At 71.3% G+C, this 23,417-nt stretch carries 18 protein-coding genes; 8 read left to right on the forward strand and 10 right to left on the reverse strand.

Going from position 1 to position 23,417, the window contains the following annotated elements; all coding sequences use genetic code 11:
- The first annotated feature begins 630 nt into the window (after positions 1-630).
- The gene (locus ASF20_RS13930) at positions 631-2,643 is read left to right on the forward strand and encodes a PAS domain-containing methyl-accepting chemotaxis protein (RefSeq protein ID WP_244476436.1); all 2,013 of its coding nucleotides are present in this window, start codon (positions 631-633) and stop codon (positions 2,641-2,643) included.
- 76 nt (positions 2,644-2,719) lie between these two features.
- On the opposite strand, the gene ASF20_RS13935 is transcribed toward ASF20_RS13930, so the two are convergent.
- Positions 2,720-3,058, reverse strand: coding sequence for a hypothetical protein (locus tag ASF20_RS13935; RefSeq protein WP_056221935.1), 339 nt, complete (start codon positions 3,056-3,058; stop codon positions 2,720-2,722).
- Between the two features lie 397 nt (positions 3,059-3,455).
- Positions 3,456-3,749, reverse strand: coding sequence for a succinate dehydrogenase assembly factor 2 (locus ASF20_RS13940; RefSeq protein ID WP_056221932.1), 294 nt, complete (start codon positions 3,747-3,749; stop codon positions 3,456-3,458).
- A 236-nt stretch (positions 3,750-3,985) separates the two neighbouring features.
- Between ASF20_RS13940 and recG the strand changes: the two genes are divergently transcribed.
- On the forward strand, positions 3,986-6,133 hold the full coding sequence (gene recG, locus ASF20_RS13945; RefSeq protein ID WP_056274989.1) for an ATP-dependent DNA helicase RecG: 2,148 nt from the start codon (positions 3,986-3,988) through the stop codon (positions 6,131-6,133).
- Between the two features lie 218 nt (positions 6,134-6,351).
- Here recG and ASF20_RS13950 read toward each other — a convergent pair whose 3' ends face one another.
- A complete protein-coding gene (locus ASF20_RS13950) occupies positions 6,352-6,891 on the reverse strand; it encodes a DUF2380 domain-containing protein (RefSeq protein ID WP_244476437.1) in 540 nt (179 codons plus the stop codon).
- A 160-nt stretch (positions 6,892-7,051) separates the two neighbouring features.
- Here ASF20_RS13950 and ASF20_RS13955 point away from each other — a divergent pair, with 160 nt between their 5' ends.
- Positions 7,052-8,017 carry an AraC family transcriptional regulator gene (locus ASF20_RS13955; protein WP_244476438.1) on the forward strand — a complete coding sequence of 322 codons (966 nt, stop codon included), beginning with the start codon at positions 7,052-7,054 and terminating at the stop codon, positions 8,015-8,017.
- Between the two features lie 139 nt (positions 8,018-8,156).
- On the opposite strand, the gene ASF20_RS13960 is transcribed toward ASF20_RS13955, so the two are convergent.
- Entirely contained in the window at positions 8,157-8,909 is a 753-nt protein-coding gene (locus tag ASF20_RS13960; protein ID WP_056221922.1) for a DUF502 domain-containing protein, read from the reverse strand.
- A gap of 208 nt (positions 8,910-9,117) precedes the next feature.
- On the opposite strand from ASF20_RS13960, the gene ASF20_RS13965 reads away from it, so the two are divergent.
- Entirely contained in the window at positions 9,118-9,381 is a 264-nt protein-coding gene (locus tag ASF20_RS13965) for a hypothetical protein (protein WP_056274994.1), read from the forward strand.
- Between the two features lie 159 nt (positions 9,382-9,540).
- Here the strand turns inward: ASF20_RS13965 and ASF20_RS13970 are convergent, their stop codons facing one another.
- A complete protein-coding gene (locus tag ASF20_RS13970; protein WP_056221913.1) occupies positions 9,541-10,287 on the reverse strand; it encodes a Crp/Fnr family transcriptional regulator in 747 nt (248 codons plus the stop codon).
- A gap of 564 nt (positions 10,288-10,851) precedes the next feature.
- Between ASF20_RS13970 and ASF20_RS13975 the strand changes: the two genes are divergently transcribed.
- The 3 genes from ASF20_RS13975 (at position 10,852) to ASF20_RS13985 (ending at position 15,418) form a co-directional block, all read left to right on the forward strand.
- A complete protein-coding gene (locus tag ASF20_RS13975) occupies positions 10,852-13,116 on the forward strand; it encodes a TonB-dependent siderophore receptor (protein WP_244476439.1) in 2,265 nt (754 codons plus the stop codon).
- A gap of 37 nt (positions 13,117-13,153) precedes the next feature.
- Positions 13,154-14,767 carry a PepSY-associated TM helix domain-containing protein gene (locus tag ASF20_RS13980; RefSeq protein WP_082501338.1) on the forward strand — a complete coding sequence of 538 codons (1,614 nt, stop codon included), beginning with the start codon at positions 13,154-13,156 and terminating at the stop codon, positions 14,765-14,767.
- Positions 14,768-14,863: 96 nt separating this feature from the next.
- Positions 14,864-15,418 carry a PepSY domain-containing protein gene (locus ASF20_RS13985; protein WP_056221905.1) on the forward strand — a complete coding sequence of 185 codons (555 nt, stop codon included), beginning with the start codon at positions 14,864-14,866 and terminating at the stop codon, positions 15,416-15,418.
- 48 nt (positions 15,419-15,466) lie between these two features.
- On the opposite strand, the gene ASF20_RS13990 is transcribed toward ASF20_RS13985, so the two are convergent.
- Together ASF20_RS13990 and ASF20_RS13995 are read right to left on the reverse strand one after the other, a co-directional pair.
- Positions 15,467-16,813, reverse strand: a complete 1,347-nt coding sequence (locus ASF20_RS13990) for a sigma-54 dependent transcriptional regulator (protein ID WP_056275093.1) — start codon at positions 16,811-16,813, stop codon at positions 15,467-15,469.
- Between the two features lie 8 nt (positions 16,814-16,821).
- Entirely contained in the window at positions 16,822-18,735 is a 1,914-nt protein-coding gene (locus ASF20_RS13995) for an ATP-binding protein (RefSeq protein ID WP_082501339.1), read from the reverse strand.
- Between the two features lie 359 nt (positions 18,736-19,094).
- Between ASF20_RS13995 and ASF20_RS14000 the strand changes: the two genes are divergently transcribed.
- A complete protein-coding gene (locus ASF20_RS14000; RefSeq protein WP_056221902.1) occupies positions 19,095-20,438 on the forward strand; it encodes a dicarboxylate/amino acid:cation symporter in 1,344 nt (447 codons plus the stop codon).
- A gap of 106 nt (positions 20,439-20,544) precedes the next feature.
- Here ASF20_RS14000 and ASF20_RS14005 read toward each other — a convergent pair whose 3' ends face one another.
- The 3 genes from ASF20_RS14005 to glmS form a co-directional block, all read right to left on the reverse strand.
- Positions 20,545-20,982: a type II toxin-antitoxin system VapC family toxin gene (locus tag ASF20_RS14005; RefSeq protein WP_056221897.1), complete on the reverse strand. Its 438-nt coding sequence runs from the start codon at positions 20,980-20,982 to the stop codon at positions 20,545-20,547.
- Positions 20,979-21,218 (reverse strand): hypothetical protein, encoded by a 240-nt coding sequence (locus ASF20_RS14010; RefSeq protein ID WP_056221894.1) that lies wholly within the window; start codon positions 21,216-21,218, stop codon positions 20,979-20,981. Before ASF20_RS14010 ends, ASF20_RS14005 begins: the two co-directional genes overlap by 4 nt.
- A 170-nt stretch (positions 21,219-21,388) precedes the next feature.
- On the reverse strand, positions 21,389-23,215 hold the full coding sequence (glmS, locus tag ASF20_RS14015; protein ID WP_056274997.1) for a glutamine--fructose-6-phosphate transaminase (isomerizing): 1,827 nt from the start codon (positions 23,213-23,215) through the stop codon (positions 21,389-21,391).
- Positions 23,216-23,417 lie beyond the last annotated feature (202 nt).

A 23,417-nucleotide genomic window follows, 5' to 3' on the forward strand; every position in this document is an offset into this window, starting at 1 on the left:
CGAGCCTTCGTCGCACGCCGCCTCGTCATGGGCGGCGCCGCAGCGTCTTCCCGCTGGCCCAGCGACGGGTCGGACGGCGGGGGCATTTCCTCCCCCGGCGCGCCGCCCTGTGCCGAGCCGGCGGTCATAGCGAGCCGTCGCCCGGGGCGGCAGCGACCGAAGCCACCGACGCGGGCACCGCCCCGCCGCCCCCAGCCCGTCCGGTCGGTCTCCGGTCGGGCTCCCGATTCGTACGGGCGGCAGGTCGGGAGATAGGGGCACGAATTAGGAATATTGTCAAGACTTTCGCGGTCCGCCCCGCGTCGGGCCCGCCCGCCCGGTGGATCGACGCTTGGGAGATCGACGCTTGGCGGATCGGCGTTTGGCGGATCGGCGTTTGGCGGATCGGCATTTGGCGGATCGGCATTTGGGAAGCCCGTCGGGCGGGGCTGCGCGGCGGCCCGGGCCGGTCCCTCACCCGGTCAGGCAAGGCGCCCTGTGCTGCCCAGCAACAACATTGTTTAACCTCATCGATGAATGTCGAGATCGCGACTCCGTGAAGCGCATCGCGTCAAAGATTGAAGGTGTTCGAGTCCTCGACTTTAAGATGTTTCGGGTTTGCTTAATCAGACTCTCGTAGGACGGGTTCGGATGCGGGCTGCGCATCGTGGGGGGCCCTCCGTGCCGTTCTTCGACACCGATCTGCGCGCGCTGATGGCCGCCATCGACAGATCCCGGGCCCGCATCGAGTTCACCCCCGACGGCACGGTGCTCACCGCTAACGACCTCTTCCTCGACCTGATGGGCTACACCCTCGCCGAGGTGACGGGAGAGCCCCACGGGCGCTTCGTCTCCCCCGAAGAGCGGGCCAGCGAAGCCTATCGCGCGTTCTGGGACGCCCTGCGCCGCGGCGAGCCGCAGACGCGCGCGTTCAAGCGCTTCGCGAAGGATGGCCGGGCGGTCTGGATCCAGGCCACCTACAACCCGGTCCGCGATCGCGCCGGGCGCGTGACCCGGGTGGTCAAGCTCGCCACCGACGTCACCGCGGAGGTCCTGCGCAGCATCGACCACGACGGGCAGCTCGAGGCCCTGCAGCGCTCCCAGGCCGTCATCGCCTTCGCCCTCGACGGCACGATCCTGGAGGCCAACGCCAATTTCCTGGCCGCGGTGGGCTACACCCGCGACGAGGTCCAGGGGCGCCATCACGGCCTGTTCGTGGATCCGGACGAGCGCGCGGGGGCCGCGTACCGCGCGTTCTGGGCGGATCTCGGCCGCGGCGAGTTCCGCTCGGGCGAGTTCAAGCGCATCGCCAAGGGTGGCCGCGAGATCTGGATCCAGGCCACCTACAACCCGATCCGGGACCGGGACGGGGTGCCGGTCAAGGTGGTCAAGTTCGCCACCGACATCACCGCGCAGAAGCTGCAGGTCGCGGACGCGATGGCGCAGCTGGCGGCGGTCAACCGCTCGCAGGCGGTGATCGAGTTCGCCCCCGACGCGACGGTCCTCGACGCCAATGCCAACTTCCTGACGGCGCTCGGCTACGGGATCGAGGAGATCCGGGGCCGGCCGCACGCCCTGTTCGTCGAGCCCGGCTACGCGCAGACGGCCGAGTATGCCGCCTTCTGGGACCGCCTGCGCGCCGGCCGCTTCGCGTCGGGCATGTTCCAGCGCTTCGGCAAGGGCGGCCGGCCCGTCTGGATCCAGGCCAGCTACAACCCGATCTTCGATCCCGCCGGCCGCCTGACCAAGATCGTCAAGTACGCCACCGACGTCACCGCCAACATGGAGGCGCGCTCCGTCGCGGTCGAGACCGCCGAGCGCACCCTCGACAACGTCCAGGCGGTCACCGATGCGGCCGACGTCATGAACGCCTCCGCGCGGGAGATCTCCCGCAGCATGGCCCAGTCCAAGACCGTCGTGGACGACATCCACGGCCGGGCCGGGGAGGCGGATGCCGCCACCGAGCGGCTCCGCGGCGCGGCCCAGGCGATGAGCGGCGTCGCCACGATGATCACGGACATCGCCCAGCAGATCAATCTCCTGGCCCTCAACGCGACGATCGAGGCGGCCCGGGCCGGCGAGGCCGGGCGCGGCTTCGCGGTGGTGGCGACCGAGGTGAAGACCCTGGCCGGCCAGGCCGCCGCCGCCACGAACCGGATCAGCAGCGAGATCGCCGGCATGCAGGCGGTCTCCAGCGAGGTCGCCACCACCCTGGCGACGATCACGGCGGCGGTCGGCACGATCAGCCGGCATGTCGACGGCGTCACCGCCGCGATGGATGAGCAGGCGCAGGCCACGGGCGCGATCCTGGCCAGCATGCAGCAGGCGGCCGACGGGGTGTCGCGCATCAGCACGGGCCTGGACGACTGGACCATCGGGATGGAGGAGCGGCGCACCGAGCGACGGACGCGCGTCCTCCTGCGCGCCGCGATCCGCCTGCCCGGCGGCGCGCGCCTCGCCTGCACCATCCGCGACCTGACGCAGGGCGGGGCGCGGCTGCATCTGGGCCAGCCCGCCCAGGTGCCGGATCGGTTCGCGGTCGTCGTCGAGGCGGATGGACGCGAGTTCGACTGCGCCGTGCGGCATCGGTCCGGCACCAGCCTGAACGTGCAGTTCCTGTCCTCGGCCGACGGACGATCGGCGGCGCACGCCCACGGTCGGTGACCGAATCTCCCCGGGACGGGACCCTGCCGGTGCGGATCGGGCGACGAAGTCCGCTCGATCCGCGCCCGCCGGCACCTCAGTCCACGTGGACGGCCAGCTTCATCTTCGGGTGGACGCCGCACAGGACGAGGAAGTCGCCCCGGTGCGGGAACACCATCGTGGTGCGGCTGCCGGGGGCCTGGTCGCCGAAGTCGCGGCGGACGCCGTCCGCCTCGATATAGGCGTGGTGGACGGCCGTCGCCTCGTCGTTGGACAGCACGATGGACCCGCCGGCCTGCAGGGTGACGGCCTGGAAGCCGAATTGTCGGGCTTTCTGGATGACGATGCCGGCGACGTTCGAGGCATGGGCGTAGGCTTGGAGGCCCCCGAGACAACAGGCCAGACCTGTTGCATACGCGAAAACGCGCCGCTTCATCAAAGATCCCATCATCCAGGCTCGCGCGATAGTCTACTTTTATGTTCTGCGCAGAACAGTAGATCGTGAAAGTTTCAAAAGCATTGCAGCCTTGATCTCGCCGAAAATTTGAGCGGGTTTGGTTGATTCGGAGTGGACTATCGCGGTCGTTTTTTGGGTATCGGCGCGCACGTCTGCGGATCTACGGTCTGCCCCGATGATCGACGGCAGGAAAAGAACCTCGCGGCCGGCGCTCTTCTTGTGTTTTCAGCTCCGACGCTGACCGTCCGGGTCGGCCTCGACCGATCGACGGTCTTCCCACGACCCCGGCGCCGATGCCAGGGCCGGCGAACCCGATGCTCGGGAATCCGGGAGGCGGGAAGTCGGGGGCGCGGACGGGTCGCGCGCGCGCCGATCCCTAGTGGATCGGCGCGTCGTGCCTGTGGAAGGCCTTGAGGCGGCGATAGACCGGGGTGTCGTAGTTCGCGGGCGTCGCGTCCTCGCCGGTGAGCCAGCGGAACAGGTCGCGGTCGGGCACCTCGATCAGGGCCTCGAAGGTGGTGAGCTCCTCCTCCGTGAGTGTGCCGATCTCGGCATCGGCGAAGCGGCCCATGATCAGGTCCATCTCGCGGATGCCCCGGTGCCAGGCGCGGAAGAGGGTGCGGCGGCGGCGCGGATCGAGGTCGGCGCTGGTGCGGGTGGTGCCGGACATGCAGTCAGCCTGTGATGCGGGGATCCCGGGATGCCGTGATCCTTGGATCGGAGGATCCTTTGGATCGTGGCAGCCCCGGCCCGGCCCCGGTGCGTCATCCGTCGCGGGACCAAGCCTTCCAGGCGGTATATAGAGTCAGCGGCCCGCGCCGCCATCCCGCCCGGGCCGTCCGATTCCGCCCGGGTCCTGCCCCCTCCTCCGGATTCCCATCCGCCCGTTTCCCGCCCCCGAGCCGCATGACCGAGCCTGCGTCCCGCCAGCCCCTGCTCCGCCCGAGCGTCCTCGATGCCCTCTTCGCGCCCGCGCGCGGCCTTCCCGGCATCGGGCCCAAGATGGCGCCGATGATCGAGCGGCTGCTCGGCACCCCCGAGCAGCCGGCCCGGATCGTCGACCTCCTGTTCCACCTGCCGCAGGGCGGCGTCGCCCGGCGCCTGATGGGCTCCATCGCCGAGGCGCCCCCCGGCGAGCCCGTGACCCTCGGCGTCACCGTGACGGGCTACCGGGCGCCCCAGCCCGGGGCGGGCCGGCGGCCGTTCCGGGTGCTGGTGGAGGATGCCACCGGGGACATCACCCTGGTGTTCTTCGGCATGCCCCAGGCCCGGGTCGAGAAGATGCTGCCCCTGGGGAGCCACCGCTACATCACGGGGCGCATCGACCTCTGGGACGGGCACCGCCAGATGGTCCATCCCGCCCGCATCGTCGACGAGGCGGGGCTCGCCGCTCTGCCCACCGTCGAGCCGATCTACGGCGCCACCGAGGGGCTGACCTCCCGGGCGATCTCGAAGCTGGCCCATGCCGCCCTGGAGCGCCTGCCGGTGCTGCCCGAGTGGCAGGACCCGGCCTGGATCGCCCGCGAGGGACTGCCGGCCTTCGCCGACGCCCTGCGGGCCGAGCACCGGCCGGAGGTGGCCCCGCCCCCCGTGCCCGAGGGCGGCGGCGCGGCCCCCCGCTCCCCGGCCCGGCGGCGCCTGGCCTACGACGAGCTCCTGGCCTCGCAGCTGGCCCTCGCCCTGATGCGGGCCCGCAACCGCCGGGCGCCCGGCCGGGCCAATGCGGGGGACGGACGTTTGAGCGGCGGGATCGAGGCCGCCCTGCCCTTCGGGCTGACGGGGGCGCAGAGCCGCGCCGTGGCCGAGATCCGCGCCGATCTCGCCTCCGACCGGCGCATGCTGCGCCTGCTCCAGGGCGATGTCGGCTCCGGCAAGACCGCGGTGGCGCTCCTCGCCATGGCCTCGGCCGTGGAGGCCGGGCGCCAGGCCGCCCTGATGGCCCCCACCGAGATCCTGGCGCGCCAGCACTTCGAGCGCCTCGCCCCCCTGGCCGCGCCCCTGCGCCTGCGCCTCCTCACCGGGCGCGACAGGGCCTCCGAGCGCCGGGCCACCCTGGCGGCCCTGGCGGCCGGCGCGGTCGACATCGTCGTCGGCACCCACGCGCTGTTCCAGGACAGCGTGGTCTTCGCCGATCTCGGCGTGGCCGTGGTGGACGAGCAGCACCGCTTCGGCGTGCACCAGCGCCTGGCTCTGGGCGCCAAGGGCGCGGCGGTCGACATCCTGGTGATGACGGCGACCCCCATCCCCCGGACCCTGGCGCTGACCTGCTTCGGCGACATGGACGTCTCGGTGCTCGACGAGAAGCCCGCCGGGCGCCAGCCCATCGCCACCCGCCTCGTCTCCACCGACCGCCTCGACGAGGTGGTGGCGGGCTTGGGGCGGGCGCTCGCCGCTGGCGACCGGGTCTACTGGATCTGCCCCCTGGTGGCGGAATCCGAGTTCGTCGACCTCGCTGCGGCCGAGGAGCGCTTCGGGGACCTGCGCCACAGCTTCGGCGACGCGGTCGGGCTGATCCACGGCAAGATGCCGGGGCCCGACAAGGACGCCGCCATGGAGCGCTTCCAGCGGGGCGAGACGAAGATCCTCGTCTCCACCACGGTGGTGGAGGTCGGCGTCGACGTGCCGGAAGCCAGCATCATGGTCATCGAGCATGCCGAGCGCTTCGGGCTGGCCCAGCTCCACCAGCTCCGCGGCCGGGTCGGGCGGGGCGCGCGCGCCTCCACCTGCCTGCTGCTCTATCGCGGGCCGCTGGGCCAGGTCTCGCGGGCGCGCCTCGAGATGATGCGCGAGACCGAGGACGGCTTTCGCATCGCGGAAGAAGACCTGCGCCTGCGCGGCGAGGGCGAGGTGCTGGGCACCCGCCAATCGGGGATGGCCGCCTTCCGCCTGGCCAGCCTGGAGACCGACGCCGAACTGCTCCAGGTGGCCCGCGACGACGCGCAGCTCGTGGTCCAGCGCGACCCCGGCCTGACGAGCGCACGGGGGCAGGCGCTCCGGGTGCTGCTCTACCTGTTCGAGCGCGACGCGGCGATCCGCCTGCTCGGGGCGGGCTGACCGGACGATCGGGCGCTCGGTTCACCGCGGCGAGCGGCCGGGACGGGGGGATGTCTGCCCGTTCGCTTCCCAGCAACGTGTTGCGGAAGCGAACATCCATCATCTGCCGGAGGCTTTTTCCAAGCAGAGGATTTGCTCCGGTACGAGAGTCTGGCCAACCGAGCGAAACGCCATCTTGCGCCTGCAGAGTGTGTGCCTCCCCTTCGATAGGTGATCGGCTAAAGCGGCTTCGCCGCCGCATCGCGGATCTGGGCGACGAGGAACGCCTCGGCGCGCTGCCACGACTCATCCGTATCGCCCCGGAAATTCAGGTCGCGGGTCATGATATCTCGGCCCGTCCGTGCATCAACCAGACGCGCCCAAAGCTGAAGGATCAGGGTGCTGCTTTTATGCACGACGCCGACGAAGATCAGCTGCGCACCGCGATCCCGTGCGGCTTGGAGCAAGCAAGTCGCTTGGCCCGTGGGGCAATCCTGGCTCAGGTGCTCGGCGGGAAGCACGGCCGCGCGGTACATGCCCGTGCGGGTAAGATCGACGGCGAGGTCGTCCGTCAGGCGTGCCAGACGCTCCGTGTGCTGAACGGACTGATCAGCGGGCTCGCCTGAGGTGTCGAGCAATTTGAGAGGCAGCACCGCGACTGAAACCGGGGTGGTTTCCGCCGCGCGGATCGGTGTCCCCGCCAGCGATGTCATGACGCCGCCGATCATACCGATCCGATACGCGTGCCGTATGACGCTGCGATCGTTGAAAGCCGACATGGCCGTTCCCTCCCGGATACCTCTGGCCTGATCCACGCCGGCCAATTCCCTCCGGTCTAGGCGACACCGAACCCCCAATCTTGCCATCCTGCGCCAAAGCGCGGACCTTGCGGCCGGGAGGCCATCCATGTCGGCATACGGACTGACCAGGGCGCGCACGATGGGGCCGATCGCCGAGGCGGTCGCCGCAGCCGGCGGTTCCGTCGGCCGCGCCTTCGGTCGCGCCGGAATGCCCCTGACGCTCTTGGATACTCCGGATCGGCTGATCCTCCTCCGGGATCAGCTCACGCTCGTCGAGGCAGCCATCCGCGAGATCGGCGATCCCGCCTTGCCGGCTCGGCTCTCGACCCGCACCGGTATCGCAGGCCTGGGTCCCATCGGCATCCAGGTGCAGTCCGCTGACACCCTCGGCGACGCCCTTGGGCGGGTGGAGGTCGTCACACCGCTGCTCTTGCAGACCGCGACCCGGACCGGCGTCTGCTGCCGGGGGGCGGAGGCCTTCTACGGCTACGAAGTCGCCGAGCGGATCGCGTGCGGGCGTCAGGCCAACGAGATCCTGGCGCTCGGCTATCTGCTGGGTACGGTGCGCCATTTTCTCGGCAAGGCCTGGCGGCCTACGCGCGCCGTGGTGACAGGGGCGTGGCTCCCGGCCCGCGGCGAGATCGAGGTCCTGTTCGGATGCGAGGTCGCGCTAGGCCCACGCGCTGGGCTCGCCTTCCCAGCCAATCTTCTGGAGACCGTCAATCCCTGCCGCTTCCGTCCTGTTCGCGACGGGGCCATGCAGGACGCGCCGATCACCGACCGGCTCGCAGATTGCGTCGCACACGTGATCGCCCTCGAACTCGACGAGGGGGGCTCTTCCATCGATCACGTGGCCCGACGCCTCGGCCTCTCGCGCCGGACCCTCCAGCGCCGCCTGGAGGAGGTTGGTACGTGCTACGCCGACATTCATCGCCGCATCATGCTTCTCCGCGCGGGCGAGCGGCTGGTTGAGACGACGCTGAGCATCGGGCGCATCGCCGCAGAGCTCGGCTACGACGATGCCGCTCACTTCACGCGTGCGTTCCTGGGCTGGACGGGCTCAACGCCCAGCCAATGGCGGCGGCACCACGGTCTGCGCTCCTGATTGAGCACGAAGCTGCGGGAACGCGCATACGGCGAATATCCGCCGTTGAGGCCCTTTCAAATCCGCTTCCAGGGCCTCGGTCGGTCGCAGACGGCACCAAGCCTTCGGGTTCGACGACGAGACGCCGGGGGCGCCCGGATCAGGCGTCGACCTTCGGGGGCTCGCCGTGGGCGGCCCGCAGGCTCGCCGCCAGGGCCTGGAATTTCGCGGGGTGGTCGTCGGGCTGGATCACGCCGGCCGACATCACCAGCTTGGCCGCGTCGTCCACGCTCATGGCGATCTCCACGATGTCGGTCCGCGGCAGGTAGAAGAAGAACCCGGTGGTGGGGTTGGGGGCGCAGGGCAGGAACACGCCGACATGGTCGCCCCCCGGCGCCAGGGCGTTCTGCACGTCCGGGGCGGCCGGCGCGGACAGGAACACCACCGACCAGGTGCCCTTCACGGGGAATTCCACGAGGCCGACGGTGCGGAACGAGGTGCCATTGGCGGAGAACAGCGTCTCGAAGATCTGGCGCAGGCCCTTGTAGAGCCCGGAGATCACCGGCGTGCGGGCGAGCAGCACCTCGCCGAACTCGACCACGCTGCGCCCCACCAGGTTGGCGGTGAGGAAGCCCAGCAGGGTCACCGCCACGAAGGCGATGAGGAGGCCGAGGCCCGGGATCGAGAACGGCAGGTAATGGTCGGGCAGGTAGCTCGCCGGCACCAGGGGCTTCACCCAGCCGTCGATGAGGCTGATGAACCACCAGGTCAGGTAGATCGTGATGGCGAGCGGCCCCGACACGATGATGCCGGTGAGGAAATAGGTCCGCAGGCGGCCCCGCGCGCTCACCCGCGGGCGGGCGCCGGCCTCGGGCTCGGGTGGGGGAAGCGGGGGGGACAGGGTGGGTGCCACGGATGCACTTTCGGCCGGGGGGACGGCGTCTCGGAGCGCCCTGCGCGGAACGCCCCTGCCCCGCGCGGCGTGCGGAGCCGGGGTTCCGGCAAGCTTGGCCCCCGTCCCAAGAGGTAGCCCCTGCGCTCCCGCGGCTCAAGACCGCGTCCGCGCCCCGTGCGACGGGTCGCGTTGCGGCCCCGCCCCCCGGGGGCCTATGGAAGAGCGCATGACCGAGAAGCTGACGATTCGCGCCCTGTGCGACCTGGGCCTCATTCCCGCGACCGAGGTGACGGCGGCCGTGAACGCCTACATGGCCGACCCGATGGCGCCGCCCTTCGTGTTCGGGGCGGGCTACCGGCTGAACCTCAGCAAGGCCATCCGCCGCCATCCCGGCGCCAACGACTTCGTCCTGCGCAGCGGCGCCGGCCCGCAGCTGAAGCGCCCCTTCGTCGAGGCGGCGATCTGGGAGGCCCGGCCCGACCGGGGCTGAGCCGAGCCGCGCGCGTTCTCGGCCGCGAACGTTCTCAGCCCCCCAGGATGGTGGCGAGGACCTGCCGGGCGCGCGCCCGGTCGGCGCGGGCCGGGGCGGCCTCCGCTCCGCCGCCCTGGCGGGGATTGGCCCCCGGCGGGGATTGGCCCCCGGCGGGGATCAGGCCCCGCCGATCAGCCGGGCGTACTCGGCCTCGGCGGTGCCGTAGCTTCCGTCGGCCAGGGCCCGCAGCGCCGGGCGGTCGAGGATGGTGATGCGCCCGCGCCGCGCCCGGATCAGGTTCTGGCCCTCGAGGTTCTGCACCGCGAGGGTCGTCCCGGAGCGCCGCACCCCCAGCATCAGGGCCAGGAACGCGTGCGTGATGGCGATGTCGTCGCCGTCGATCCGGTCGTGGCACATCAGCAGGCAGGCGGCCAGGCGCACCTCCAGGGTGAAGGTGGCGTTGGCGAAGGCGGTCTTGCCCAGGTGGACGATCTGCACCTGGACGAAGCGCAGCAGCAGATGGCGCAGGGACGGGCTCTGCCCGACGGCCGCCAGGAGCGCCGGGGCGTCGATGGCGAGCAGGCGGCCGGCGCTCTGCACGAAGGCGTGGTGGGGGGTCCGATCGCTGTCGAGCAGGATCGGCGTGGCGCCCACGAGGCCCTCCCGGCCCACGAGGCCGATCTCGACCCGGCCGGCCGAGGCCTCGGTGACGATCGAGACGAATCCGCTCTCGGGAAAGTACAGCCGCTCGACCGGCTGGTTGGGTCGGATCAGCAGCTGGCGGAGCGCGCCCGCCATCGGCTCCAGGTGCGGCGCGAGCCGCGCGAAATCCTCCGGCCCCATCGCCCGCAGGAGCCGGTTCCGCACCGTGGCCTGCCGGACCGGATCGGGTGGCGAAGACCTCGGCTGTGACGGATCCGGCATGGCGCTCCTCCCAGGACGGCAAGAGCGCGCGCGGTCTCCTCAACCGCCCGCGGCGGGATGCGACCGACATTTCTGAAATGGAGTTGTGGGCGCGCGTTTCAAGTATCCGTGCGGGTCTGCATGGTCTCTCGGCAGACGTCGGACATCCTGTTTCGGTGCGTGGACCGACGTTCGGGATCTTCCCCGGAGATCCTCGGGGACAAACCGCTCCCGGCCCGCGCCGCCGGAGCGCGGCCCGTCCGGGGTCCCCGGATCGACGCCCCCTCCGCCGGCTGTGCGCTTTGGGTCGCGGTGCGGGTTTTTTCGCAGAGGGCGGGATTAAGGGTGGTGTGCGCGCGGTCTGCTCATCTCAGTTCCAATCTGGAATAAGTAAAAAACATATCTCTTGCAGATGAATTGGGAATCCTGCCAAGACGTTTTGGTGCTTCCGAAAGTAAGTCAATTCACGTCTGCGGTAGCGCCTTCGTACTCACCCTGGAATGGTCTTTGGCTGTGAACTGCTTTGCGTCGCATGAGCGTGCCCGTCCCGTCGCCAGAGCAGCCCATCGCTGTCTCTTGGTCACGCTGCTGTCCGGCGTTGCTGCGGTCGGGTTCGCGCTCCGGGATGCGCAGGCGCAGAACGCCACCGACGCGGTGACCCTCGACACCCTCTCGGTGGAGGGCGCCGGCGCGGGCCGGAACGCCTCGGGCAGCCAGCCCGGCGGCGCGGTCGGCCCGGTGCCCGGCTACGTCGCCACCCAGAGTCGGGTGGCCACCAAGACCGACACCCCGATCCTGGAGACGGCGCAGTCGATCTCGGTGATCGGCCGCCAGCAGATCGAGGACCAGAACGCGCTCACCATCAACCAGGCCCTGCGCTATTCGCCGAGCGTGACCACCGAGCAGCGGGGCGGCGCCGGCGCCACCCGCCTGGAGCAGTTCTACATCCGCGGCTTCACCGCGCCGCTCTTCCTCGACGGCCTCGCCCTGCCGGGCAGCCGCGACGCCTCGGCGAGCATCGATCCGTTCCGGGTGGAGCGCATCGACGTCATCAAGGGCCCGGCCTCGGTGCTCTACGGGCAGTCGGGCCCCGGCGGCATCGTCAACTTCGTGTCCAAGATGCCGCGCTTCGTCCAGCACGGCGAGATCTTCGTCCAGGGCGGCGGCTTCAGCGAGGTCCGCGGCGGCTTCGACATCGGCGGCCCGATCCCGTCCGCGGCGGGGCCGCTGGCCGACCAGTTCGCCTACCGGGTGATCGGCCTCGGCTGGAAGGGCGACGGCCCGGCGGTGACGACGGAGGTCGAGCGCGTGCTCATCAACCCGAGCGTCACCTGGCGGCCCTCCGCCGACACCTCGCTCACCCTCATCGGCAACTACCAGCGCGATCCGTTCTCGGGCTTCTACGGCGGCTTCCCCGCCGTGGGCACGGTGTTCCCGCGCAACTTCGGCGGCGGCGTCACCGGCCGCCTGCCGGTGGACTTCTACGACGGCGACCGCAACTTCGAGCGCTCGGACCGGACCCAGGCCTCGATCAGCTACATCTTCGACCACGACATCAACGAGGCGCTGCACGTCCACTCGGCGGCGCGCTACCTGCGCACCGAGGGCGATTACCGCAGCGTCTACAGTGCCTTCAGCGAGAATACCGGCCCCTTCAGCAGCGGGCCGCTCATCGACCGCTCGCGCATCGCCACCCGGGTCGGGATCGATGCCTACACCATCGACAACAACCTCGTGGGCAAGTTCGACACCGGCCTCTTCGCGCACACCGCCCTCGTCGGCGTGGACTACCGGAGGTTCGAGACCCGCACCCTGTCGACGGCCTTCCCGGCGGCCCCCAGCCTGAACGTGCTGGCGCCCGACTACGCCATGACCATCCCGACGCCGCCCTTCACCACGGATGCGCGGATCACGTCGGAGCAGACCGGCCTCTACGTCCAGGACCAGATCAAGTTCGACCGCCTCGTCCTCACCCTGGGCGGCCGCTACGACTGGGCCAGCAATTTCGGCCCGACCCGGAGCCTCACGACCAACGTCGTGACCAACCAGGACGTGCCCTCCGAGGCCTTCACCGGCCGGGCGAGCCTGCTCTACCGCTTCGACAACGGCGTCGCGCCCTACGTCTCCTACAGCGAGGCCTTCGAGCCCATCACCGCCGGGCGGATCTTCGACGCGAATTTCGGCTCGGTCGGCCGCATCCCCGATCCGATCACCAGCGACCAGTTCGAGGCCGGCATCAAATACCAGCCGCCCGGCACCGACATCCTGCTCACCGCCGCCGCCTTCGACATCCGCCGCTCGAACGCGACCAACGCCGATCCGGTCAACCGGAACTTCGTGGTGCAGACCGGGGCCGTGGGGGTGCAGGGCCTGGAGTTCGAGGCGCGGGCCAACCTGGCCGAGGGGCTGAACGTCATCGGCGGCGTCTCGGTCATCGACGCCCGCACCGTCTCCGACATCACCACGACCCTCAACCAGGTCACCAACCAGCAGGTGCCGCTCCGGGGCCGAGTCCCGGTCCAGATCCCGGACACCACCGCCTCGCTGTTCGTCGACTACCGCTTCACCAGCGGCCCCCTGCTCGGGCTCGGCCTCGGCGGCGGCGTGCGCTATCTCGGCTCCTCCTGGGGCGACCCGGCCAATTCCTTCAAGGTGCCGGAAAGCGTCCTCGTGGATGCCGTGCTCACCTACGACCTGAAGAACCTCAACGCGACGCTCAACGGCTTCACGATGCAGGTCAACGCCCAGAACCTCCTCGACGAGCGCTATGTCACGGGCTGCTTCAGCTACTCGAGCTGCTTCTACGGCCTGCCCCGTACCGTCTACGCCACCCTGCGCTACCGCTGGTAACGCGTACCCTCGCCAGGCCCGCCCCCCCGGAGGATGCATGGGAACGAGCTTCCGCCAGGCGATGGCCTGGCTCCACACCTGGTCCGGCCTCGTCGTGGGCTGGGTCCTGCTGGCGGTCTTCGTCACCGGCACGGCGAGCTACTACCGGACGGACATCTCGCGCTGGATGCGGCCCGAGCTCCGCCAGGTCGAATCGCTCAGCCCCGACGCCCAGGTGCGGGCGGCCGAGTTCGGCGTCGCCCACCTCACCGCCCATGCGGGCGGGGCGCGGAGCTGGTTCATCGGCCTGCCGACCCCCGACAGCCCGGTCGTCGACCTGTTCTGGCGGACGAGGCCGGGCACCCCGCCGGGGCAGGCCCGCCTCGACCCGGCGACGGGGGCGCCGGCGGTGATCCGCGACACGAAGGGCGGCGACTTCCTCTACCGCTTCCACTTCGAGCTGCACATGCCGCCCCTCTGGGGCCGCTGGATCGTCGGCCTCTGCGCCATGATCATGCTCGTCGCGCTGATCTCCGGCGTGATCACGCACCGGCGCATCTTCGCGGACTTCTTCACGCTGCGGCGGGACAAGTCGGCCCAGCGCGGCTGGCTCGACGCCCACAACGTCACCGGCGTCCTCGCCCTGCCCTTCCACCTGATGATCACCTACACGGGCATCGTCACCTTGAGCGTGATGTACATGCCCTGGGGCATCACCACGGCCTACAGGGGCGAGGCCCAGACCTTCTTCGCCGAGAGCGGCCAGATCCCGGCGCCGCGCCCCCCCGCCGGGCAGCCCGGCACCCTGGCGCCCATCGGCCCGATGGTGCGCGCGGCCATGGCGACGGTGCCCGAGCCCCTGGAGCGGCTGGCGATCACCAATCCGCGGGACGCGAACGCCGTGGTGACGGCGGTGTTCGAGGAGCCGCACGGGCTCTCGCACGAGCACCCGCAGGTCGCCTTCGACGGGGTGACCGGCGCGGTGCGCGAGGTCCGGCAGGGCGGCCTCAAGCCGGCGACCCGGACCTTCACCACCCTGGTCGGCCTGCACGAGGCGCATTTCGCCGGGCCGGCCCTGCGCATCCTGTTCTTCGTCTGCGGCCTGATGGGCTCCGCCATGGTGGCCACCGGCCTCGTGCTGTGGGCGGTGGCGCGCCTGCCCAAGGCCGGCGAACGGGGCTTGCCTGGCCTGCGCCTGGTCCAGGCCCTCAACATCGGCGCCGTCGCCGGGCTGCCGGCGGGAATCGCGGCCTACTTCCTCGCCAACCGCCTGCTGCCCCTCGGCCTGCCGGGGCGGAGCGACGGGGAGATCGCCGCCTTCTTCGCCACCTGGGGCCTCGTCACCCTGGCGGCCCTCGCCGGGCCGGGGCGCCGGGCCTGGGGCGCGGCGCTGACCGCGACCGCCGGCCTCTATCTTGCGGTGGTGGCCGCCGACCTCGCCCTGGTCGATCACGGCTGGGCCGGGCTCCTCGCTGGGCAGGCGCGCTTCGTTTGGTTCGACGCGACGCTGCTGGCCCTGGCGGGCCTGTTCGCCGGCGCGGCGCGCAAGCTCGCCCGCTACGCCGGGCCGCGGCAGGCGGCCCGGGCGTCCGCCGCGTCCGGCGCGTCCGCCTCGCCGCCGCACCGCGCGCATCTCGGCGGCCTCGCCCCGACGGGCCCGTCGGCCCGCTGAGGTCCGGCGGCGGCAACCGGATCGACGCGGGGCAACCAAACGGGCCGGTGCCCGTTTCCAGGGTCCTTCAACGAACCCGAAACGGGACGACCCGCCATGATGTACCGCCTCGCCGCCGCCGCCGGATTTCTCGCCCTGAGCTCCGGCCTCGTGCTGGCCCAGACCCCCGCCGCCAAGATGGACGCCAACACGGACAAGGACCTGAAGGAGTACCAGCGCGCCGCCGTCAGCAAGGTCACCCTCGCCCAGGCGCTGACCACCGCCGAGCAGCAGGGCGAGAAGGGCCGCGCCATCGACGCCGACTTCGAGAAGGCCGACGGCAAGAACCCGAACCACTACAGCATCAAGGTCGTCTACCCCGACGGCAAGCTGGTGGAGTACGGCATCAACGCCGATGACGGCGCCCTGTACAAGACCGAGAACCAGCCGATCGAGCGCTACTTCACCCGCCTGAAGCCGGCCGATTTCCAGAAGGCCACCACCTCGCTCAAGGACGCTCTGAAGATCGCCGAGCAGAAGGCCGGCGGCGGCAAGGCCTACGAGGCCGAGGTCGAGCGCGAGGGCGCCTCGGTGCAGTACGACATCAAGGTGGCGCTCCCCGACCGCGAGCAGAAGGTCAAGGTCGGCCCCGACGGCAAGGTCGTCGACTGATCTGAAGCGGGAGGCCGGCCCCAGGGCCGGCCTCCCCGACCGGGGCCGTCAGCGGTAGTCGGTCGGCGTGAGCCCGTGGCGGGCGATCTTGTCGTAGAGGGTCTTGCGCGGCGTCCCCAGGGATTCCGCCGCCAGCCGGACGTCGCCCCCGGCCATGATCAGCTCCTCGCGGATCAGGCCGCGCTCGAAGCGGTCGACCTGATCCGCGAGGGTGCCGGCGGTGACGGCCTCCGGGGCCGAGCGCTCCAGGTCGGCGAGCCCCAGGGCGTAGCGCTCGGCGAAGTGCCCGAGTTCGCGCACGTTGCCGGGCCAGTCGTGCCGGCGCAGGTGGTCGAGCACCGGGCCCGTGATCGCCGGGACCGCGCGGCCGAAGCGGGCGGCCGCCCGCCGCAGGAATTCCTGGAACAGCAGGATCACGTCCTCGCGCCGGTCCCGCAGGGGCGGGATCGCGATCGTGATCACGTTGAGCCGGTGGTAGAGGTCGTCCCGGAAGGTGCCCTGGGCCGCGGCCTGGCCGAGATCGACCTTGGTGGCGGCCACCACTCGCATGTCGACGGCCAGGGACTCGTTGCCGCCGAGCGGCTCGACCCGGCGCTCCTGCAGCACGCGCAGCATCTTCACCTGCAGGTTGAGCGGCATGCTCTCGATCTCGTCGAGGAAGAGCGTGCCCCCCTGGGCGTGCTCGATCCGGCCGACCCGGCGCTTCAGGGCGCCCGTGAAGGCCCCGGCCTCGTGGCCGAACAATTCGCTCTCGGCGACGCTGTCGGGCAGCGCCCCGCAATTCATCGCCACGAAGTTGCGCTTGGCCCGCCGGCCCCAGCGGTGCAGGGCGCTCGCCACCACCTCCTTGCCGGCGCCGGTCTCGCCGAACACGAGGACGTCGACGTCGGCCTGGGCCACCTCGCGCACGAGCTGGCGCAGGCGCACGATGCCGGGCGAGACCCCGAGGAAGGCCGGATCCTCCTCCAGGGCGGCGTCGAGGCGCGCCCGCAGCTGGCGGTTCTCCAGGACCAGGCGGCGGCGCTCCAGGGCGCGCCGGGCCGAGGCCAGCAGCGCCTCGGCCGGGTAGGGCTTGGCCAGGAAGTCGTAGGCGCCGTCGCGCATCGCCCCCACCGCCATGCGGATGTCGCCGTGGCCGGTGATCAGGATGACGGGCAGCTCCGGGTCGAGGGCGCGCAGGCGGGCGAACAGCGCGACCCCGTCGAGGTCGGGCAGGCGCACGTCGGTGATGACGAGGCCGGGGGGATCGGCCAGGATCGCGGTCAGGGCCGGCCCGGCGGCCCCGAAGGTCTCCACCGTGAACCCGTCGAGCTCCAGGCTCTGGCGGTTGGCCCGGCAGACCTCCGCCTCGTCGTCGATGAAGACGACCCGCTCCGCCGAGGCCGCCCCCGCCATGGTCTCGCTCACGTCGTCGCCTCCGCCGGTCCGGCCACCCCGGTCCCCCCCTGTGCCGCGGCCTTCACCAGGGCCATGCGGAAGATCGTGCCGCCCGCCGGATCGCCCTGGACGGTGAGGCTGCCGCCGCAATCCTCGACGATTCCGCGGGCGATGGCGAGCCCGAGCCCGAGCCCGTCCGACTTGGTGGTGAAGAAGGCGTCGAAGATCTGCGCCCGCACCGCCTCGGGGATGCCGGGCCCGTTGTCGCGGACCGCGACCACCACGCGGTCCGGCGCCTCCTCGGCGACCTGCACGCCGACGCGCGGGTCGGTCCGGCCCTGGACGGCATCGAGGGCGTTCTGGAGCAGGTTCACCACGACCTGTTCGAGGCGCGGCCCGTCGCCGAGCACCCGCAGGCCGGGGCGCGCGCCCTCCACCACCAGGGGGATGCGGGCGGCCGAGGCGCGGGCCTCCACCAGCTCCAGGCTGTTGTGCAGGATCTCGGACAGGGCCACGGGCTCCCGCCTGGCGGAGGAACGCCGGGCGAAGCCCTTGAGCTGGCGGGTGAGGCCGCCGATGCGGTCGGTGAGGCGCCCGATGGCGAAGGCATTCTCGGCCGCCTCCTCCGTCCGGCCGCGCCGGACCAGGATGGCGGCGTTGTCGGCGTAGGAGCGGATGGCGGCCAGCGGCTGGTTGATCTCGTGGGCCATGCTGGCGGCGAACTGCCCGAGGGCGGCCAGGCGCCCCGCCTGGGCGAGCTCGCGCCCCAGGCGCTCGCGCTCGGCCTCCGCCCGCTGCCGCTCCTCGATCTCGAGGCGCAGCATCCGGTTGGCGTCGGTGAGCTCCAGGGTCCGCTCCCGGACGCGGGTCTCGAGGGCGTCCCGCTGGGCCGAGGCGCGGGCGAGGCGCGCGCGGTTGCGCCGGCCCCGGCCCGCCAGCGCGGTGAGGCCGAGGCAGGCGAGGCCCGTGACCAGGGCGGCGATGATCCAGGCCTGGACCCGCTCGCGCTCCACGGTGCGGCCCAGGGGCGTCAGGGCGGTGAGCCGCCAGGCGGTGCCGGGGATCGGGGCGTCCAGCCGCAGGGCGGCCCAGGCCGGGCGCGCGCCCTGGCCGACGCGCACGAGATCCTCCGTGCCGGCGACGGGATAGAGCGGCATGTCGTCGAGGGGCGCGTCGCCGAATTCCAGGGCCTCGCGGATGCGCCGCCGCTCGGCCTCGTCGATCCGGCGCAGGGTGGTGAAGCGCCAGGCCGGCTCGCTCGCCACGAGGACGATGCCGCGCGCATCCGCGACGAACACCCCGTCCCCCGCCGCGCGCCAGGCCGCCTCGACGCCGTTGAACTCGATCTTGACCACCACGACGCCGCCGGCGGCGCCGATTCGCCGGGACAGGTAGAGGCCGGCGCGGCCGCTCACGGTGCCGAGGGCGAACTGCGAGCCGGACCCCTCCTGCATCGCCTGCCGGAAATAGGGCCGGAAGGCGTAGTCCCGGCCGAGGAAGCTGCCCCGGCTCCCCGCATTGCTGGCCGCGGCCGTGACGCCGTCCGGCCGGATGACGTAGATTACCGCCGAGTCCGTCGCGGCGGCGACCTCTGCGAGGCGCCGGTTCACGCGGTCGATCAGGTCCGCCGGGGGCGCGGCCTGCGCGGCGGCGGCGATCTCCGGATCCGCCGCCAGGGCCAGGGGCAGGGAGGTCTGCTTCTGCATCTCAGCCGCCAGGACGCCGACCTGCAGCCCCAGCGTCGCCGCGGCCGTGCGGCGCAAATCGGCCAGGGCCCAGCGCTCGGCGATCCCCCCGGCGAGCCAGGCCGCGAGCAGGATCGCGGCGACGCTCGCCAGCAGGACGAGGCTCCGCCGGCTCGGCCCATGCGACGCGGGGGCCCGGGGCGCGCCGGGCCCCTCCTCCGGCCGGGATCGGGCCGGCTGGGCGCGGGGCCTCATGCCGGTCGGACCCCTGCGATTTCCCGGAAAGGATTTCGCCGCCGCGTCCGGGTTTTCGCAAAGCGATCCTGCGCGCGCCGCGGACTCATCGTGAAAACGATCCCGATTTCAAAGGCTTAACGAAACGTTTCGCCGGCGCTCGCCCTGGCATGCCGGTTGCCATTCCGGAGGGGTAATGCAGCCCTGCGTCGACCGCAGGACTGTCCGCCGCAGGGCCGCCGTCCCCGCCGCCGCACCCCTCCGGGGCGCGGCCGGGGGAGGCCGGACCCCTCGGCGCAAGAGCAAGAGAGCGCGGACGCGGGACGCCGTCCCCGAGCCGCGCCGGCATCGTTCGAGAGACCCACCGGGAGAACGCCATCATGGCCGCTGTACCATCGCCCCTCACCGCGCCCCACGCGCCGCCCCAGCCCAAGCCGATCTACCGGACCCTGTATTTCCAGGTGCTGGTCGCCGTGGCGATCGGCATCGCCCTCGGTCACTTCTACCCGCAGGTCGGCGCGGACATGAAGCCGCTCGGCGACGCCTTCATCAAGCTCGTCAAGATGATCATCGCGCCGGTGATCTTCCTCACCGTGGTGTCCGGCATCGCCGGCATGACCAACCTGGAGAAGGTCGGCCGCGTCGGCGGCAAGGCGCTGATCTACTTCATCACCTTCTCGACCCTGGCGCTGATCGTCGGCCTGATCGTGGCGAACCTCGTCCAGCCGGGCGCGGGCATGCACATCGATCCGAAGTCGCTCGATCCGAAGTCGATCGCGATGTACGCCGACAAGGCCAAGACGCAGACGATCACCGACTTCCTGATGAACATCATCCCGACCACGGCGGTGGGGGCGTTCTCGGGCGGCGAGATCCTCCAGGTGCTGTTCTTCTCGGTGCTGTTCGGCTTCGGGCTCGCATTCCTGGGCGACCGCGGCAAGCCGGTCCTCGACATCATCAAGGTGCTGTCGGAAGCCATCTTCGGCGTCGTCAACATCATCATGAAGGTCGCCCCCATCGGCGCCTTCGGCGCCATGGCCTTCACCATCGGCAAGTACGGCATCGCCTCGCTCGCCAACCTCGCCTACCTGGTCGGCGCCTTCTACCTGACCTCGGCGATCTTCGTCCTCGGCGTGCTGGGCCTCGTCGCCCGCTACAACGGCTTCTCGATCCTCAAGCTCATCCGCTACATCAAGGAAGAGCTGATGCTGGTGCTCGGCACCTCGTCCTCCGAGTCCGCCCTGCCCTCGCTCCTCGAGAAGATGGAGCGCGCCGGCTGCTCGAAGCCCGTGGTCGGCCTCGTGGTCCCCACCGGCTACTCGTTCAACCTCGACGGCACCAACATCTACATGACGATGGCGGCGCTGTTCATCGCGCAGGCCACGGACACGCCCCTCACCTACGGCGAGCAGGGCCTCCTGCTCCTCGTGGCGATGCTGTCCTCCAAGGGCGCGGCCGGCGTCACCGGCTCGGGGTTCATCACCCTGGCGGCGACCCTCGCGGTGGTGCCCTCGGTGCCGGTCGTCGGCATGGCGCTGATCCTCGGCGTCGACCGCTTCATGTCCGAGTGCCGCGCGCTCACCAACTTCATCGGCAACGCGGTGGCCTGCATCGTGGTCGCCCGCTGGGAGGGCGAGGTCGACGACGTCAAGCTCGCGGCGGCGCTCGGCGGCAACCCGATGCCCCTCGACTCGGAGCTCCCGGCCCTGCAGCCGGCCGAGTGAGGCGACACGGGACCGGGCGCGCGGCGCCCGGTCCCCCTTCGTCAGGTCGAGCGTCGGACCGATCAGGGCCTGGCACCGTGGACAGAATCCGCGACGGCCGGCGTCCCTACACGGCGGGACCGCCTTCCCGCGAGGCCGGGTCGAGCCAGTTGACCACGCGCAGGTCGGCGACGCGTTCGAATTCGCGCAGATTGTCCGTCACCAGGGTTCGATTCAGCGCGAGGGCATGGGCGGCGATCAGCATGTCCATGGCGCCGATCGTCCTGCCCTCGCGCTCCAGCGTCGCTCGGATGGTGCCGTAGGCGTGCGCGCAGTCGGAGGCGTAGGGGACGATCTCGATGTTGCGCAGGGCACGCTCCACCTTGTCACGCAGGAGCGTCGAGCCCTTGCGCTCGACGCCGTAGCGCATCTCGCTCGCCACGATCGCGCTCGTGCAGATGGTGTCCTGGCCGACCCGGGCGATCATGCCCAGGACGGCGCTGTCTCTGCCCGCCCGGATGATCTCGGAGAGGATGTTGGTGTCAAGCAGGTAGCGCTCGCTCATCGCTCCACGGGCTCTGCGGGACGATCCGGGATCGGGTCCATCGCATCGTCCGGCGGCAGAGGTGGCTCATCCTTGAAGGCGGCCAGCAGCCCGATCTCACCCAGAGGCTCGATCTCGAGATTGCCGTTCGGCAGCCGGCGGATGCGCGCGCTCGTGCCGGGAAGCTCGAACCCGCGCGGAATGCGCAGCGCCTGATTGCGGCCGCTCCGGAACAGGCTCGCCGTCTTTCCGTCCATGAAACCCTCCCATGACGATCCCTTGCAGGAACATCCCGGTGGACCGTCGCAGGGGCCTGTGCCGGCGAGCATAGGCCCGTGGCAGGGGGCTGGCCACTGGCGGTCCTCGGTCCGCCGTGCCCGTCGCGGTTCCGAAGGGCCGGCCCGCACCCGCCTCCCCCATCACGGACCTATTCCACCGTGACGGATTTGGCGAGGTTGCGCGGCTGGTCGACGTCTTTGCCCATGAAGACGGCGGTGTGGTAGGCGATGAGCTGGATCGGCACCGCGTAGACGATGGGGGCCACCACCGGGTCGAGGTCGGGCATCGTCACGGTGGCCATGGTGTCGAGGCCGGCCGCGGCCGCGCCCTTGGCGTCGCCGATCAGGATGATGCGCCCGCCGCGGGCGGCCACCTCCTGCATGTTCGACACCGTCTTCTCGAAGATCGCGTCGTGGGGCGCGATCACGATCACCGGCACGCTCTCGTCGATGAGGGCGATGGGGCCGTGCTTGAGTTCACCCGCCGCATAACCTTCCGCGTGGATGTAGCTGATTTCCTTGAGCTTCAGGGCGCCTTCCAGCGCCATCGGGTAGCTGGTGCCGCGCCCCAGGTAGAGCACGTCGCGGGCCTTGGCGACCTCGCGGGCCAGCAGCTCGATTTCGCCCTCCAGCTTGGTCGCGTCGGCCATCAGGCCCGGCACGGTGATCAGCGCGTCGACGAGGCGGCGCTCCGCCTCGGCGCTCAGGGCGCCGCGGGCCCGCCCCGCCGCGATGGCGAGGCACAGCAGCACGGTGAGCTGGCACGAGAACGCCTTGGTGGAGGCGACGCCGATCTCGGGTCCGGCCAGGGTCGGCACGGTGGCGGAGGCCTCCCGGGCGATGGTGGAGGTCGGCACGTTGACCACCGCCAGGGTGTGCTGGCCCTGCCCCTTGGCGTAGCGCAGGGAGGCCAGGGTGTCTGCGGTCTCGCCCGATTGCGAGATCACGAGGGTGAGCCCGTCCCGGTCCAGCGGCGGCTCGCGGTAGCGCGCCTCCGAGGCGACGTCGATCTCGACGGGCAGGCGCGCCAGGCTCTCGAACCAGTACTTGGCCACGAGGCCGGCATAGTAGGCGGTGCCGCAGGCGGTGATCGAGATCCGCGAGAGCGTGGCGAAGTCGAAGGGCAGGGGTTCGGGCAGGGCCACGCGGCCGTTGGCGAGGTCGACGTAATGGGCCAGCGTCCGGCCCACCACCTCGGGCTGCTCGTGGATCTCCTTGGCCATGAAGTGGCGGTGGTTGCCCTTCTCCACCCGATAGGCCTGGGCGACGATGCGCTGGCGCTCGCGGGTGACGGGCCGTCCGTCCGGGTCGCGGATCTCGGCGCCCGCGCGCGACAGGATCGCCCAATCGCCCTCGTCGAGATAGGTGATCTCCTGGGTGAAGGGCGCCAGCGCCAGGGCGTCCGAGCCGAGATAGGTCTCGCCCTCGCCGAACCCGATGGCCAGCGGCGCCCCGTGGCGGGCGCCGATGAGGAGGTCGTCGTGGCCGGTGAAGATGAAGCCCAGGGCGAAGGCCCCGTGCAGGCGCGGCAGGCAGGCCGCCACCGCCTCGACCGGCCCCAGGCCCCCCTCCATCGCGTGGCTGACGAGCTGGGCCACCACCTCGGTGTCGGTCTCGCTCTCGAAGCGCACGCCCTGGCCCTGCAGCTCGGCCTTCAGCGCGCGAAAATTCTCGATGATGCCGTTGTGCACGACGGCGACGCGCGTCGTGGCGTGCGGATGGGCGTTGGTCTCGTTGGGCCGCCCGTGGGTGGCCCAGCGGGTGTGGCCGATGCCGAGGCTGCCGCCGAGCGGCGCGTCGCGCAGGCGCATCTCCAGGTTGGCGAGCTTGCCCTCGGCGCGCCGGCGCTCCAGGTGCCCCTCCGTCAGGGTGGCGATGCCGGCCGAGTCGTAGCCGCGATATTCGAGCCGGCGCAGGGCTTCCACCAGCTGCCCGGCCACGGCGTCCCGTCCGACGATGCCAACGATTCCGCACATGGGTCTGGGTCTCTCAGGTGTTTCTCAGATGCCCGGCGCGAGGCCCGGACGCGGTCGCATGCGTCCGGGCTTGTACCGGATCGGGACAGGGGCGCGCCAGCCGCGTGACCCGGCGGCCGCCAAGCCTGCTTCGGAGCCGGCCAAGCCCGCTTCGGTCAGCCAAGCCCGCTTCGGTCAGCCAAGCCCGCTTCGGTCAGCCAAG

Source organism: Methylobacterium sp. Leaf88 (genome assembly GCF_001422795.1).
Taxonomy (GTDB): Bacteria; Pseudomonadota; Alphaproteobacteria; order Rhizobiales; family Beijerinckiaceae; genus Methylobacterium.